We start from the raw sequence: 14,901 nt of genomic DNA, 5'->3' as shown, positions 1-14,901 counted from the left end.
TTCCTACCCGACTGTCATATCCGCAAGGAGAGCATGGATGCAGATGGATGAGACCCTGAATGCCCTGACCGAACAGGTTGCGGCCTTCTGCCAGAAAGTGATCGCCCCGCGCGCCAGCGAGATCGATCAGAGCAACGCCTTTCCCCGTGATCTCTGGCCCCGGATGGGTGAGCTGGGGCTGCACGGCATCACGGTGGCGGAGGAGTATGACGGGGTGAATCTCGGCTATCTGGCCCACGTGCTGGTGATGGAACAGGTAAGCCGCGCCAGCGCCTCGGTCGGCCTCTCCTATGGCGCCCACTCCAATCTCTGCATCAACCAGATCCACCGCCACGGCACGGCGGAACAGAAAGCGCGCTACCTGCCACCGCTGGTGAGTGGCGAGCATGTGGGGGCACTGGCCATGAGCGAGCCGGGCGCAGGCTCCGATGTGGTTAGCATGCGCCTCACCGCGGAGCGCGAGGGCGATCACTTCGTGCTGAACGGCAACAAGATGTGGATCACCAACGGTCCCGATGCCGAGACCTTCGTCATCTATGCCAAGACAGATACCAGTGCAGGCCCCAAAGGAATTTCCGCCTTTATCGTCGAGGCGGGGACTCCCGGTTTTTCTACCGCCCAGAAGCTCGACAAGCTGGGAATGCGCGGCTCCAGCACCTGCGAGCTGGTGTTCGACAACTGCCGAGTGCCGCAGGAGAACTTGCTGGGCACCCTGCACGGCGGGGTCAAGGTGCTGATGAGCGGGCTCGATTACGAGCGGGTGGTGCTGGCTGCGGGCCCCCTTGGCATCATGCAGGCCTGCATGGATGTAGTGCTGCCCTATGTGCGTGAGCGCAAGCAGTTCGGTCAAGCCATCGGCGAGTTCCAGCTGGTGCAGGGCAAGCTCGCCGACATGTATACCCGCCTCGCCAGCAGCCGGGCGCTGGTCTACTCGGTGGCGAGCGCCTGCGATCAGGGTCGCACCAGCCGTAAAGATTGCGCCGCAGCCATCCTGTTTGCCGCCGAAAACGCCACCCAGATGGCCCTCGATGCCATCCAGCTGCTCGGCGGCAACGGTTACATCAACGAATACCCCACTGGCCGCCTACTGCGGGACGCCAAACTCTACGAGATCGGCGCCGGCACCTCGGAGATCCGCCGCTGGCTCATCGGCCGCGAGCTGATGGGGGATAACGCATGAGTCGTCTCCACTCCCGTCTCGACACGGCGAGCCCGGAATATGCGGCCAATCGGGCTGCAATGCAGGTGCTGGTCGACGATCTCCACGCCCGCATTGCCGAGATCGCGCTAGGGGGCGGCGCGGCCAACAACGCCCGCCATCAGGCCCGTGGCAAGCTGCTGCCCCGCGAGCGCATCAATCAGCTGCTGGACCCGGGCTCCCCGTTTCTCGAACTGTCGGCGCTGGCTGGCTGGCAGGTCTATGACGAGCCGGTACCCGCCGCCGGTATCATCACCGGCATCGGCCGGGTCTCGGGCAGGCTCTGCATGCTGGTGGTGAACGACGCCACCGTGAAGGGTGGTACCTACTACCCGCTCACCGTGAAAAAACACCTGCGTGCCCAGACCATCGCTGAGCGGCTGCGTCTCCCCTGCCTCTATCTGGTGGATTCCGGCGGCGCCTTTCTGCCGATGCAGGATGAGGTGTTCCCCGACCGGGATCACTTTGGTCGCATCTTCTACAACCAGGCCCGCATGTCGGCCCAGAATATCCCGCAGCTGGCGGTGGTGATGGGGCTCTGCACCGCAGGCGGCGCCTACGTGCCCGCCATGGCGGATGAATCCATCATGGTCAGGGAGCAGGCCACCATCTTTCTGGCGGGTCCGCCGCTGGTCAAGGCCGCCACCGGCGAGGAGATCAGCGCCGAGGCCCTGGGCGGTGCTGAAGTGCACTGTGCCCACTCCGGCGTTGCTGATCATATGGCCCGTGACGATGCCCATGCGCTGGCCATCGCCCGCACGCTGGTTACTCATCTGGGTAACGAGCCGATAGAGAGCAGCCCCGGCTACGAGCCCCCCTGCTACCCGATCGAGGAGCTCTACGGTCTGGTGGGCACCAGTCTCAAACGCCCTTACGACGCCCGCGAACTGATTGCCCGACTGGTGGATGGTTCTGACTTTGACGAGTTCAAGGCGCTGTTCGGCACCACCCTGGTGACCGGCTTTGCCCGTATTTGCGGCATGGAAGTGGGGATCCTCGCCAACAACGGCGTGCTGCACAGCGACAGCGCCCAGAAGGGGGCCCACTTTATCCAACTCTGTAACCGGCGTGCCATCCCGCTGCTCTTTTTGCAGAACATCACCGGCTTTATGGTGGGGAGTAGCGCAGAAAAAGAGGGGATCGCCAAGCACGGCGCCAAGCTGGTCACCGCGGTGGCCTGCAGCCGGGTGCCCAAGATCACTCTGATAGTCGGTGGCAGCTTCGGTGCCGGCAACTACGGCATGTGCGGCCGCGCCTATGAACCCGATTTTCTCTTTAGCTGGCCCAACAGCCGCATCTCCGTCATGGGGGGCGAGCAAGCGGCCGGCGTGCTGGTGCAGGTACGTCGGGACAAGCTGGCTGCCGAGGGCAAGAGCCTTAACGAGCAGGAAGCAGCAGCCATCCGCGCGCCGGTGATAGAGCAGTATGAGCGCCAGGGCCACCCCTACTACGCAAGCGCTCGCCTCTGGGATGACGGCGTCATCGACCCAGCCCAGAGCCGCACCGTGCTGGCGCTGGCACTGGCCGCCTGTCAGGGTGCCCGCCAGGGCACCGAACAGTACGGCATCTTCCGGATGTAAGGAGCAACCCCATGCCAGATCCACTCACTTCCTCCCAGACCCCGTTTCGGCTGGAACGGCATGGCCCGCTGGCCGAGCTGGTGCTGTCGCGCCCGGCCCGCCACAACGCCTTTGATGCCGACCTGATGCTGGGGCTGCTCGACTGCCTCGATGATCTGGCCCATCTCCATGGTCATGATCTCGCCGAACGCCCTCATGTCCTGCTGCTGCGGGCCGAGGGCAAACACTTCTGCGCGGGCGCCGATCTCAACTGGATGCGCAATCTGGCCCATGCCGATTTCGAGCACAATCGCGAAGACGCCCGGGTACTGGCGCGGCTGATGCAGACCCTCGACGAGCTCCCCTTCCCTACGGTAGCGCTGGTGCAAGGGGCCGCCTATGGCGGGGCGCTGGGGCTGATCTGTGCCTGCGATCTGGTGCTGGCCAGCAACGATGCCCGCTTTTGCCTCTCAGAGGTAAGCCTCGGGCTAGTGCCTGCGGTGATCAGCCCCTACGTGGTTCGCGCCATGGGAATGCGTCAGGCGCGCCGCTACATGCTCAGTGCCGAACCATTCGATGCCATCACCGCCTGTCGGCTCAATGTGGCGCATCAACTCTGCCAACCGGATCAACTGCTGGCGGAAGGACGGGCGCAAGCCCTTCGTCTGTGCCGCAACGGGCCGGAAGCGATGAAAGAGACCAAACGGCTGCTGGCGGCGATAGAGGCCCATCCTTCCCGCCTGCACGAAGAGAAAACCGTCGAGACCATTGCCCGGGTTCGGGTGGGGCTCGAAGCCCAGGAGGGGATGCAGGCCTTCTTCGACAAACGTCCTCCCGCCTGGCGTCCCCGTTTCAAGGATGAGACATGACCTATCACTCTCAGATTAAACGCCTGCTGATCGCCAATCGCGGCGAAATCGCCGTGCGCATCATCAAGACGGCGAAACGCCTCGGCATCCACACCATCGCCCTCTACTCCGATGCCGACGCCCACGCCATGCACACCCGTCTGGCCGATGAGGCCTGGCATCTGGGGCCAGCACCGGCCAGAGAGAGTTATCTCGACACCGGCAGGGTGCTGAAGATTGCCAAAGAGGCGCGCGCCGATGCCATCCATCCCGGTTACGGCTTTCTGTCGGAAAACAGCGATTTTGCCACCGCCTGCGAACAGCGCGGCCTGCGCTTTGTCGGCCCAAGCGGCGCCGCCATTCTCGCTATGGGCGACAAATCGGGCGCCAAGGCGCTGATGCAGGCTGCCGGTGTACCTGTGCTGCCTGGCTATCACGGCACGGATCAGCGGCCGGACTTCTTGCGCGATCAGGCAAGCCTGGTGGGCTTCCCTCTGCTGATCAAGGCGGCCAGCGGCGGCGGTGGCAAGGGGATGCGCCGGGTCGATCAGCTGGCTGACTTTGACGAGTCGCTGGCGGCAGTCAAGCGGGAGGCCAAGGCTGCCTTTGGCGATGATCTGGTACTGCTCGAGCGCTATCTGCCCCAGGCTCGCCATGTGGAAGTACAGGTCTTTGCCGATAGCCTCGGCAACGCCATCTATCTGGGGGACAGGGACTGCTCGTTGCAGCGACGCCATCAGAAGGTGATCGAAGAGGCGCCCGCCCCCGACATCCCTCCGGCTCTGCGCCGCGCCATGGGGAAGGCAGCCGTGGCCGCAGCCAAGGCCATCCACTATCAGGGGGCGGGCACCATCGAGTTCCTGCTCTGCAAGGATGAGTTCTTCTTTATGGAGATGAACACCCGGCTGCAGGTGGAGCATCCGGTCACCGAAGCGGTGACCGGGCAGGATCTGGTGGCCTGGCAGCTGGCCGTAGCCGAAGGCAAGCCGCTACCACTCACCCAGGAGGAAGTGGTGCTGCGCGGCCATGCAGTGGAGGCGCGCCTCTACGCCGAAGATGTGGCGGCCGGTTTTCTGCCCGCCAGCGGGCCTATCCACTGGCTCCACTGGCCCGTTGGCGTGCGCATCGACACCGGCGTTACCGCTGGCGATGAGGTCAGCCCCTATTACGATCCCATGATCGCCAAGCTGATCGCCCACGGCCAAAGCCGCGCCGAGGCGTTCGCCCAACTGGCTGATGCACTGGCTGCGCTGGATCTCGGCCCGCTGGTGCACAACGGCCCGCTGCTGCTGCGCCTGTGTGAAGAGCCCGACGTCTTGGCCATGGGCCACCATACCCAGTGGCCCATCCCCACCACAGCGCAGCCCATCCCTGAACTCGCCTGGCCGCTGGCCACCCTCTGGCTGGCTAGCCGTCCTGCGGGCACCTCCCCTTGGCAGCAAACCTGCGGATTTCGGCTGGGGCCGGATCGCTGCTGGACAGCGGCGGTGCGCATCGGTGATGAGCTCCGGGTATTGACCCTTAACGATCATGGCGGCCAGTTTGAGTGGCAAGGGGAGACCCGTTGCTACCAAAGAGGCGACGACCATATCCGGCTACAACGAAGTGGCTGCTGGCAACAGATCCCCATTCAGACGGTCGCAGGCTCGGAGGCAGCCTTCATCATGACCCTGGGGGGCCAGCGCATCCGTTTCACTGCTGATGATCAGCAGCACAGCCACCACCATGAGCAGGCAAACGAGAAGGTGCAGGGTGCCATCGCGCCCATGCACGGCATCGTAGTGGCCGTGCTGGTCGAGCAGGGGCAAACGGTCAGCAAGGGGCACCCCCTGCTGGTGCTGGAGGCGATGAAGATGGAACACCAGTTGCGTGCAGAGCGGGACGGGATAATTGAAGCCCTGCAGTGCAAACAGGGCGAGCAGGTAAGCCAGGGGGCCGTACTGGTGCGCTTTGCCGAAGAGACAACTTCACTGGAGGATCACCCATGAACCGATCACAGGACGTCCGTGACGACAGGGTCAGTCTGGTGGAGATGGGGCCGCGAGATGGCCTGCAAAATGAAGCCGCGCCCCTCTCCCTGGTACAGCGGCTGGAGCTGATCCAGCGCCTTACCGACAGCGGTCTGCAGCGCATCGAGGTCGGTGCCTTTGTCTCTGCGAAAAAGGTGCCGCAGATGGCGGACTCCGCAGCACTGTTCGAGGCACTGCCGCGCAAGGGCTCAACCCGTTACGGTGCCCTGGTGCCCAATCTGCAAGGTTTGCAAGCAGCCATTGCCGCCCGCGCCGACGAGATTGGCCTCTTCACCGCCTGCTCCGACGGTTTTACCCGCGCCAATATCGGCATCAGCGTGGAGGAATCGCTGGTGCGCTTCGCCCCGCTGGTGCAGGAGGCACGACGCCTCGGCATCAAGGTGCGTGGCTACCTCTCCACCGTCATCGCCTGCCCGTTCGATGGCCCGACCCGCCCGAAACGGGTCGCCGCCATGGCCGAGCAACTGCTGGATCTCGGCTGCCACGAAATTTCGCTGGGGGACACCATCGGCGTCGGCACCCCGGGCACGGTGGCCCCCATGCTGGATGCGGTGCTGCACGAGATCCCGGCCGGCCGGCTGGCGGTCCATTTTCACGACACCTACGGCCAGGGGTTGGCCAACCTGCTGCCCACGCTGGAGCGCGGCATTCGCACCATAGACTGCTCGGTAGCGGGCCTTGGCGGCTGCCCCTATGCGCCGGGCGCCTCCGGCAATGTGGCGTCAGAAGAGGTGGTTTACCTGCTGCACGGCCTTGGCATGACAACCGGAGTGGATCTCGACAAACTGGCGGCCACCGGCCAGTGGGTCTGCGAGCAGCTCGGTCGCCCCAACGGCTCACGGGTCGGTCAGGCCTTGCACGCCAATGCCGAGCGGCTGCGTGCCAGCCTCTGCCAGCCACACGCCCAGCGACAGGAGTCATAACCATGTCGCGTTCCCTGTCCGGCAAGGAGATCACCTACAGCATTTCGGAGCTGGCCCACGAGTTCGATGTCACGCCGCGCACCATCCGCTACTACGAGGACGAGGGTCTGCTCACTCCCCAGCGGGAGGGTCAAACCCGCATCTACAGTCATCGGGACAAGATCCGGCTCAAGTTGACCCTGCGCGGCAAACGGCTGGGGTTTAGCCTGGCGGAGATCCGCGAGCTGTTCGAGATGTATGACACCGACCGGTCAAGCAAAACCCAGCTCCACTCCATGATCCAGCTGATCGAGGCAAAACGCGGTGTGCTGCACCAGCAACTGGAAGATATCCAGATGGTGATGGCCGAGCTGGAAGCCGCCGAACAACGCTGTGTTAATTCCCTTAACAGCTTGAAAACCGACACAGATTAACCGAATCTGGGATCATGTCATTACCTTGGTGATCTCATGAAATATTGGTGCTGGTTATTGTTGTTCCTCAGCCTGCCCGGTTGGTGCCATTCCCTCGTCAAGGTTGGTGGCTATCCCTATGCGCCCTTCGTGGTCAAACTCTCAGATGCGCACTATGAAGGGCTGACACTGGATCTTATCGAGCAGCTCAACGCGGTGCAAAAAGAGGTGACCTTCGTCTTTGTCCCCACCTCGGCTGCCAACCGCTACAAAGCGCTTGATATGGGTCGCTTTTCGTTGATGCTGTTTGAAGACAGCAACTGGGGCTGGCAAACGGAGAAACTCAAGATGACTGCGCCTTTTCTCGGTGGTGGCGAAGTCTATGTGGCCCTGAGCAAAGAGGGCCGGGATCAGCGCTTTTTCGATGACCCCTCTCGGCACCACCTTATCGGGGTGACCGGCTACCACTACGGCATCGGCCAGTTCAATGCCGATCCCATCTACCTGCAGCGCAAGCTCAATATCACCCTGGTCAAAGACAATGTCAGCGCCCTGCAAGCACTGCTCAAAGGGCGTGGTGAGGTGGCCATTATCAACGTCTCTTACCTTAACCAGTATCTGCTGGCCCATCCCGACACAGCCAACCAGCTGCTGATCTCGAAAAAATGGGATCAACAGTATCAACACCGCGCCATTCTTCACCCTGCGGCACCCATTACTCCTGCCCAGCTGGAACAATGGCTGGCAGCCCTGCAACAAAAGGGTGAACTGGATCGCCTTTGGACAAAGTACGGCGTACAACAGTACGCAACCCCATGATTACTATCCAGCTTTTCTGTACCATGGTGGGAACCAAATGGGAGTGCACCAAATGAACACTACCGAGCCAGCGTCCCACAAACCCCGCTTTCTGCGCTACCTTGCCTACGCTTTCCTGCTGCTTCTTATCCTGATTACACTGCTGCTGTGGCAGACCCCCCGTCTGCTCCAACGCTATCTGCCAGGCTGGCTGGCCGAGCACTACGGCCTGCAACTGACGCTGGGGGAGATTGATGTTGGACTGCGCACCCCTTCTCTTACCCTCGGCGCGACTGCCCTGCTCGATGCCAAACAGCAACCTATCATCCGTTTTGAGCAGCTCGTTATCACCCCCGACCTACAAGCCAGCTGGCAGCAGAAAGGGGTCGTGCTTTCCGCCGTCACCCTGATCAAACCCGTAGTGCTGCTGCAACGGCTGGCAGACAAAAAGGGGGATGTTCGACTCAATCTGACCGATGCGCTGGCGACCGTGCTCACTTCTGCCCCCTCCCCCGAGCCCGAGACAGCCAGCGCCCCGCTACTGGTCGACATCGCCAGCATCGCTGTCACTGATGGGCATGTGCGCTATCAGGATCAACGCAAGGAGAGCGAACCCGGCTGGTTGCCGCCTCTCTATATGGAAAAAGTGACCATCAAGCTCGATAACCTGCGCACCAAGGCAAACCATCCGACTGCCTATCAGCTGAGTGCCGCCATTAACGGCAAAAGCAGCCTCGCCGCTCACGGCAAGCTCGATGTGATGAGCGGCATGGGTCAGGGCAAGGTGAGCCTCAAGCTGGTCGAGCTGAAACCCTTCGCCCCGCTCTGGGCACCCTATCTCAAGCTGGATCTGGCCAAGGGCCACGCTAATGCGGAGGTGGAGTACCAGCTCAAAGAGGGCAAGCAAGGGGTGCAGTGGCAATTGTCCAAAGGCAAGCTGACCCTGGACAACTGGCAGCTTAAAAAACTCAAGGGCGACGAGTTTGCCCGCTTCGGCCAGCTGGCTCTTAGCGATCTGGCTGTCGATGGCCAGAAACAGTCGCTCCAGATCGGCAAGATCACCATGCAACAACCCCTGATCAAGGCCACCCTCAACCCACAGCAGGAGCTGGATCTGGCCGACTTGCTGATTGAACAGGCTCCCGCCAAGCCCGTCAAAGAAGCCTACGCCGCAAACGAGGTGGCCAACAATGCGGCGCCCAAGTCGGCACAAAAAACAAAGGCTGCAGGTAACGGCAAGAAACACAGGGCAGACAAACCCTGGCAGTGGCAGATCAAGCAGATCCTTATCGACAAGGGTGATCTCACCCTCACCGAATCGAGCAGCGGCAAACCGCAGGCACGTCAGATCTCAGGCCTCAAGCTAGCGCTGGGGCCACTGGGCAGCAAGGGGGAGCAACCGAGCAAACTGACTCTGGCCACCCAGTTCAACCAGAGCAGTCCCCTCGCCTTTGATGGCCAACTGACCCTGAGCCCCTTCACCCTAAGCGGCGACATCAACCAGCAGGGGCTGCCCCTGACGCTGGCGCAACCCTATCTGGCTGATCTGGTGCGTATCAAGGTGCAAAACGGGCTGCTGAGCAGCAAGACCCGACTCGATCTCGCCACCACCGCCCAGGGAGATCTCAGCAAGCTGACCCTGCAAGGGGGGCTCGATGTCAACGGGCTCAAAGTGGTCGATCGGGCAGACAATCAACGGCTGCTGGAGTTCAACACCCTGGCCCTCACCGGTCTGACGTACGACGGCATCAGCCAGCAGATGCGGATCAAGGACATTGCCCTTAACAAGCCCTTCGCCCGCATCGAGATCAACGAGGATGGCACCACCAACCTGCAACAGCTGCTGCTGCCACAACCGGCGTCAGCCAAAAGCACTCAAGCGGCGGCAGGCAGCAAGGCTCCCGACTTTCGTTTCACCATCGACCAGCTGCGCACCGAGCAGGGCAACCTGCGCTTTGCCGATCGCAGCCTGAGTCAGGATTTCGTGGCCGATATTGCCTCGCTGGGCGGCCAGAGCCGCCATATCAGCAATATTCCGGGGCAACGCTCCGATCTCGCCTTCAACGGCAAGGTGGATCGCTATGCGCCGGTGACCATTCGTGGCGGCACCAACCTGCTGGTCGCCAACCCGATCCTCGACATCGCGGTGGCCTTCCACAATCTGGAGCTCACCACCTTCACCCCCTACTCGGGCACTTATGCCGGTTATGCCATCGACAAGGGGCAGCTCTCCATGAAGCTGCACTACAAGCTGGAAGGCAACCGACTGGAGGGGGATAACGACATCACCATCAAGAAGCTGCAACTGGGCGAGAAGATCAAGAGCGATCAGGCCAAGGATCTGCCGCTGGGGCTGGCCATCGCCCTGCTGAGCGATGCCAACGGGGTGATACAGATGAACCTCAAGGTGAAGGGAGATCTCGATCAACCGGACTTCAGTATCGGCAATATCTTCTGGGATGTGCTGGGCAACACCCTGAGCAAGGCGATCACCTCCCCCTTCTCCCTGCTCGCCTCGCTGGCCGATGGCACCGACGATCTCGACGAACTTCCCTTCCTGCCGGGGGAGCCCGATCTCACCCCCACCCAGCAGGAGAAACTGGTCAAGCTGGCACAGGCCCTCAAGGAGAGACCCAAGCTCAGCATGAACATTCGCGGCAAGGTCAACTTCAACGAGGAGCGCTCCATCCTGCAACGGCAAAAGCTGGAGCGGGTACTGGCCAAGCTCACCGGCAATCAGGCGGATCTCGACCTGCTGGAACAGGATCCCGCACTGCAAGAGGCGCTGGCCCAAGCCTATGAAGAGCGCTTTGGCGAAGATCTAAATGATCTGGCGGACCGCCTCCATCTGGATGAAGAGAGCGCGGCACTGCGGGCACAAGCAGTGATCCTGCTGCGGGATCAACAGCTCATCACCGCCAAATCCCTGCGCAATCTTGCCATGCGCCGGGCGCAAAATACCAAAGAGTTTCTGGTCGACAACCAGGGGATCGCTCCGGAGCGGCTGTTCGTGCTCGACAGCCAGGTCAAGGAAGAGGACAAGGAAGCCAAAGTGATCCTGACACTGGATCAGTGACGCCGCCGCACTGCGCAAAAGCGTAATAAAAATACACCCCCTCAACTATTTTGACACCTTTTGCTCACCAAACAGCCTGCTTTGGTGAGCGTTTGGCCTCTGATGCAAATAATCACGTAGTTTTTTTACGATTTATCCCCCTTGCCCCCTTGCGGGCGCGCCGCAGCCTGCCTAAAATCGCGCGTCTTTTGTTAACCCCCACCTCTATTTTTGGAGAATGCCACGTGAGCGAAAAATTGGCCAACCCTGCCCCTCTGGGTCTGATGGGTTTCGGTATGACCACCATCCTGCTGAACATCCATAACGCAGGTTTCTTCCCCATCAGCGCCATGATCCTGGCCATGGGCCTGTGCTACGGTGGTCTGGCCCAGATCATCGCCGGCATCATGGAGTACAAGCGTGGCAACACCTTCGGTGTGACCGCCTTCATCTCCTACGGCACCTTCTGGTGGAGCCTGGTGTTCCTGCTGGTGATGCCGACCATGGGTCTGGCCGAAGCCACTCCGCACGCTTACATGGGTTGGTATCTGCTGATGTGGGGCATGTTCACCCTGTTCATGCTGGTTGGCACCGTCAACTACCCGCGCGTGAAGCAGTTCGTGTTCGCTTCCCTGACCGTGTTGTTCTTCCTGCTGGCCGCCCGTGACTTCACCGGCAGCACCCTGATCGGCACCATCGCCGGTTTCGAAGGGATCATCTGTGGTGCCAGCGCCATCTACCTGGCCATGGCCACCGTGATCAACGAGCAGTTCGGCCGCACCGTAATGCCGATCGGCGATCACAAGAAAGCCGCCGCCGTACAGCTGAAAGCCGCTGCCTGATAGGCAAGCCCTCAGATTGTGAAAAAGGCACCCGAGGGTGCCTTTTTGCTATCTCGAATAACCGTTCAACAGATCGGTTATCAGCCAAGTGACCCAGTGTCCCCCTCCCCCGCCAGCAAGCGGGTTGCGGGGAAACGCAGTGCAGGATCCTGACTGAAGAACTGGCTCAGTTGTCGGTATACCGCCGGATAAACCTGCTGCAACCGCAGCGGGTCGGTAAAGAAGCACTCGCAGCTGACGGCAAAAAATTCGGCGGGATGTTCGGCCGCATAGGGATCGATGGCGGTTACCTCGTCCCGATCAAGCTGCTGGCACAGCGTATCGAAGGCGCTCTGAAAGGCCTGTTGCCACAGCTGGCTGCTCATCAGCCCCGGCAACGGCGGCGCACCGTCCGCCTCACCACCCAGCATGTCGAGTTTGTGGGCCAGCTCGTGGATCACCAGATTAAAGCCGTCCCAGTCGCCATCTTGCTGCAGTTCGCTCCAGGCCAGCACCAGCGGCCCTTGCGGCCAGGATTCGCCAGCATTCTCCTCTTCAAACTCACTCACCAGACCGAACTCATCCTGTACCTCCTGGCGCCGGGTCACGGGTTCGGGAATGATGATGATTTCGTGAAAGCCGCGATACCAGTCAAGGCCGAGGTGCAAGATGGGCAACGCCGCCTGCAGCGCCAGCACCGCCTGTTGACGGCGGCTGAGCTCTACCCCGATCAGGGTGAGGGTCTTGCGCTTGAGCAGCTGTTGCCCCAAGCCGATAAGCGTCGTCTGCTCGGTGTTGCTGAGCCCTTGCAAGATGGGCACAGCCGCCAGCGCCTGACGCCACAGTGCCAACTCATCCTCACTCATGGGCATTTTCGGGCGACCACCCAGCCATTTGAACCATCCCAGCACACCTACTCCTTCTTTTGATGTAAAAAAACAGGTTACAGCAGTTTGACGAACCGTTTCGGCCGCTCCTGATAATCCTGCGCCAGATAGAAACGGTGTGCCGCCTCGCGCTTGAGACTGCTGGAGAGCTCCAGCTGGGCGCAACCAGCGGCCCGCGCCATCGCTTCGGCGCCCTTGAGCAAGGCTGTGCCCACTCCCGCCCCTCTTGCCCCTTCATCGACAACCAGCGCCGAGATCAGGCCCCAAGCTGGTGCAACATGCAGTGGAGCCAGCTTGTGCCACACCAGCACGCCGACCACCTTGTCAGCCTGGGAGGCGAGCAGCACGGAGCTCGCGGGATCAGGCGCCAACAGGCGCGCCGTCACGTCAGCGCCTTCGGCAGGATACCCCAATTGGATGAACAGGTGGGCGATGGCGCTCCCGTCGTCGGCCTCAGGGGGACAGATCGTCAAGGTGTCAGGGTCATTGTTCATTGTTGGCCTCATGTTTGCTTTCCATTGTGTTACGCCCGTCACATTGTCCGGCGCAGATCAACAAGGAGGATTTCATCTTTACTCATAGAAAACGCTGCCTGCCATTATCCACCCACCCTTGTCAATTCACAAATTTGCAACAAAACAACATTTTTAGCTGGGAAGAATGGATTCAACTCGATATGTTACCTCCCATGCATGGCGCGGGTTTGCGCCCTGCCAAACCACTTGGAGCCACCCTCGTTTGCTTACCTCGGACTGTTAACAAATGAGCCCCAAACTGTGACAGAGAGCGAGGCCAAGATCTCGCCAAGACAGCGCCACAAACACAACAAAGGAGTTGTTGTACATGAATGAAATCGTCAATGCCATCAATGGTGTAATATGGAGCCCAGCGCTCATCTACCTGTGTCTGGGGGTCGGTCTTTACTTCTCCCTGCGCACCCGTTTTTTGCAACTGCGTCATATCAAAGAGATGGTGCGCCTGATGTTTGATGGCAAGAGCACCGATGCCGGTGTCTCCTCCTTCCAGGCGCTGGCCATGACCCTGGCAGGTCGCGTGGGGACCGGTAACATCGCCGGTGTGGCGACCGCCATCACCTTCGGTGGTCCGGGCGCCCTGTTCTGGATGTGGATGGTTGCCTTCCTTGGCGCCAGCTCCGCCTTCGTGGAGTCCACCTTGGGTCAGGTTTACAAGGAGAAGATCAACGGTGAATACCGCGGCGGCCCGGCCTTCTATATCGAGAAAGGGCTTGGCATGAAGTGGTACGCCTGGACCTTCGCCATCGCGACCGTCTTCGCCTGCGGCGTGCTGCTGCCTGGGGTGCAGGCCAACTCTATCGGCTCCAGCCTGCAGACCGCCTTTAATATCGATCCGAACGTCACCGCCGCCGGTCTGGCGCTGCTGCTCGGCTTTATTATCTTCGGTGGCGTCAAGCGTATCGCCAACTTCGCCAGTACCGTAGTGCCCTTCATGGCGCTGGGTTACATCATCGTGGCTTGCGTCATCATCGCCCTCAATATCGGCCAACTGCCAGGCGTGATCCTGCTGATCTGGAAGAGCGCCTTCGGTCTGGATGCCGGTTTCGGTGCCATTTTGGGTCTGGCCATCATGTGGGGGGTAAAACGCGGGGTCTACTCCAACGAAGCGGGTCAGGGTACCGGGCCGCACGCCTCCTCTGCTGCGGCAGTGAGTCACCCGGCCAAGCAGGGTCTGGTGCAGGCGTTCTCCGTCTATATCGACACCCTGTTCGTCTGCTCCGCCACCGGCTTTATGCTGCTGATCACCGGCCTCTATAATGTACAAGGGCCGGACGGCGCCGCCATCTACACGGGTATTGCCGGTATCGCAGCAGGCCCGGGCTATGTGCAGACCGCCATGGAGAGCATGATGCCGGGCTTTGGCAGCATTTTCGTGGCCATCGCGCTGTTCTTCTTCGCGTTCACCACCATCGTTGCCTACTACTACATCGCCGAAACCAACATCGCCTACATCAACCGCAAGATTAATCGCCCCTGGCTCACCTTCTTGCTGAAGATTGCGTTGATGGCTGCCACTGTCTACGGCACCGTCAAGACCGCAGATCTGGCGTGGGGCATGGGTGATATCGGGGTTGGCCTGATGGCATGGCTCAACATCATCGCCATTCTGCTGCTGCAAAAGACCGCCTTCACCTGTCTGAAGGATTATGAAGCGCAGCAGGCGCAAGGGCTGGATCCAGTGTTCCACCCGGAGAAGCTCGGCATCAAAAATGCCGATTACTGGGTGGGCAAGCGCTCCGAAGAGAACCTGGAGCTGGAGAAATCGGGCCATCAGTTCGAGCCGGATCAGGATCGCAAGACCTCCTGAACCAGAACGACATAAGACATCAATTTAAATGGCAGCCTCGGCTGCCA

General features: G+C 61.0%; 12 protein-coding genes. 10 read left to right on the top strand and 2 right to left on the bottom strand.

The annotated features are described in order from the left end of the window. Positions 1–37 precede the first annotated feature (37 nt). The 9 genes from G5171_RS01150 (at position 38) to G5171_RS01110 (ending at position 11,645) form a co-directional block, all read left to right on the top strand. On the top strand, positions 38–1,180 hold the full coding sequence (locus G5171_RS01150; protein ID WP_421259686.1) for an isovaleryl-CoA dehydrogenase: 1,143 nt from the start codon (positions 38–40) through the stop codon (positions 1,178–1,180). Further along, a complete protein-coding gene (locus G5171_RS01145; protein ID WP_421259685.1) occupies positions 1,177–2,778 on the top strand; it encodes a carboxyl transferase domain-containing protein in 1,602 nt (533 codons plus the stop codon). Before G5171_RS01150 ends, G5171_RS01145 begins: the two co-directional genes overlap by 4 nt. Positions 2,779–2,789: 11 nt before the next feature. Continuing rightward, the gene (locus G5171_RS01140; RefSeq protein ID WP_421259684.1) at positions 2,790–3,626 is read left to right on the top strand and encodes an enoyl-CoA hydratase-related protein; all 837 of its coding nucleotides are present in this window, start codon (positions 2,790–2,792) and stop codon (positions 3,624–3,626) included. Continuing rightward, positions 3,623–5,593 (top strand): biotin carboxylase N-terminal domain-containing protein, encoded by a 1,971-nt coding sequence (locus G5171_RS01135; RefSeq protein ID WP_421259683.1) that lies wholly within the window; start codon positions 3,623–3,625, stop codon positions 5,591–5,593. Before G5171_RS01140 ends, G5171_RS01135 begins: the two co-directional genes overlap by 4 nt. Continuing rightward, a complete protein-coding gene (locus tag G5171_RS01130; RefSeq protein WP_421259682.1) occupies positions 5,590–6,558 on the top strand; it encodes a hydroxymethylglutaryl-CoA lyase in 969 nt (322 codons plus the stop codon). Before G5171_RS01135 ends, G5171_RS01130 begins: the two co-directional genes overlap by 4 nt. 2 nt (positions 6,559–6,560) lie before the next feature. Next, the gene (locus tag G5171_RS01125) at positions 6,561–6,971 is read left to right on the top strand and encodes a MerR family transcriptional regulator (RefSeq protein WP_266133925.1); all 411 of its coding nucleotides are present in this window, start codon (positions 6,561–6,563) and stop codon (positions 6,969–6,971) included. 36 nt (positions 6,972–7,007) lie between these two features. Then, entirely contained in the window at positions 7,008–7,769 is a 762-nt protein-coding gene (locus G5171_RS01120; RefSeq protein ID WP_421211266.1) for a substrate-binding periplasmic protein, read from the top strand. Between the two features lie 52 nt (positions 7,770–7,821). Then, the gene (locus tag G5171_RS01115; protein ID WP_421259681.1) at positions 7,822–10,824 is read left to right on the top strand and encodes a DUF748 domain-containing protein; all 3,003 of its coding nucleotides are present in this window, start codon (positions 7,822–7,824) and stop codon (positions 10,822–10,824) included. A 224-nt stretch (positions 10,825–11,048) separates the two neighbouring features. Further along, on the top strand, positions 11,049–11,645 hold the full coding sequence (locus G5171_RS01110; RefSeq protein WP_005345103.1) for an acetate uptake transporter: 597 nt from the start codon (positions 11,049–11,051) through the stop codon (positions 11,643–11,645). Positions 11,646–11,725: 80 nt separating this feature from the next. On the opposite strand, the gene G5171_RS01105 is transcribed toward G5171_RS01110, so the two are convergent. Together G5171_RS01105 and G5171_RS01100 are read right to left on the bottom strand one after the other, a co-directional pair. Beyond that, positions 11,726–12,496, bottom strand: coding sequence for a zinc-dependent peptidase (locus G5171_RS01105; protein ID WP_421259802.1), 771 nt, complete (start codon positions 12,494–12,496; stop codon positions 11,726–11,728). A 71-nt stretch (positions 12,497–12,567) separates the two neighbouring features. Then, positions 12,568–13,005, bottom strand: coding sequence for a GNAT family N-acetyltransferase (locus tag G5171_RS01100; protein ID WP_216978638.1), 438 nt, complete (start codon positions 13,003–13,005; stop codon positions 12,568–12,570). Positions 13,006–13,354: 349 nt separating this feature from the next. Here G5171_RS01100 and G5171_RS01095 point away from each other — a divergent pair, with 349 nt between their 5' ends. Then, on the top strand, positions 13,355–14,854 hold the full coding sequence (locus G5171_RS01095; RefSeq protein WP_421250251.1) for an alanine/glycine:cation symporter family protein: 1,500 nt from the start codon (positions 13,355–13,357) through the stop codon (positions 14,852–14,854). Positions 14,855–14,901 lie beyond the last annotated feature (47 nt).

The organism is Aeromonas sp. 600774 (assembly GCF_049175075.1).
Taxonomy (GTDB): Bacteria; Pseudomonadota; Gammaproteobacteria; order Enterobacterales; family Aeromonadaceae; genus Aeromonas; species Aeromonas veronii_A.
This window is presented reverse-complemented; position numbering and strand designations above follow the sequence as displayed.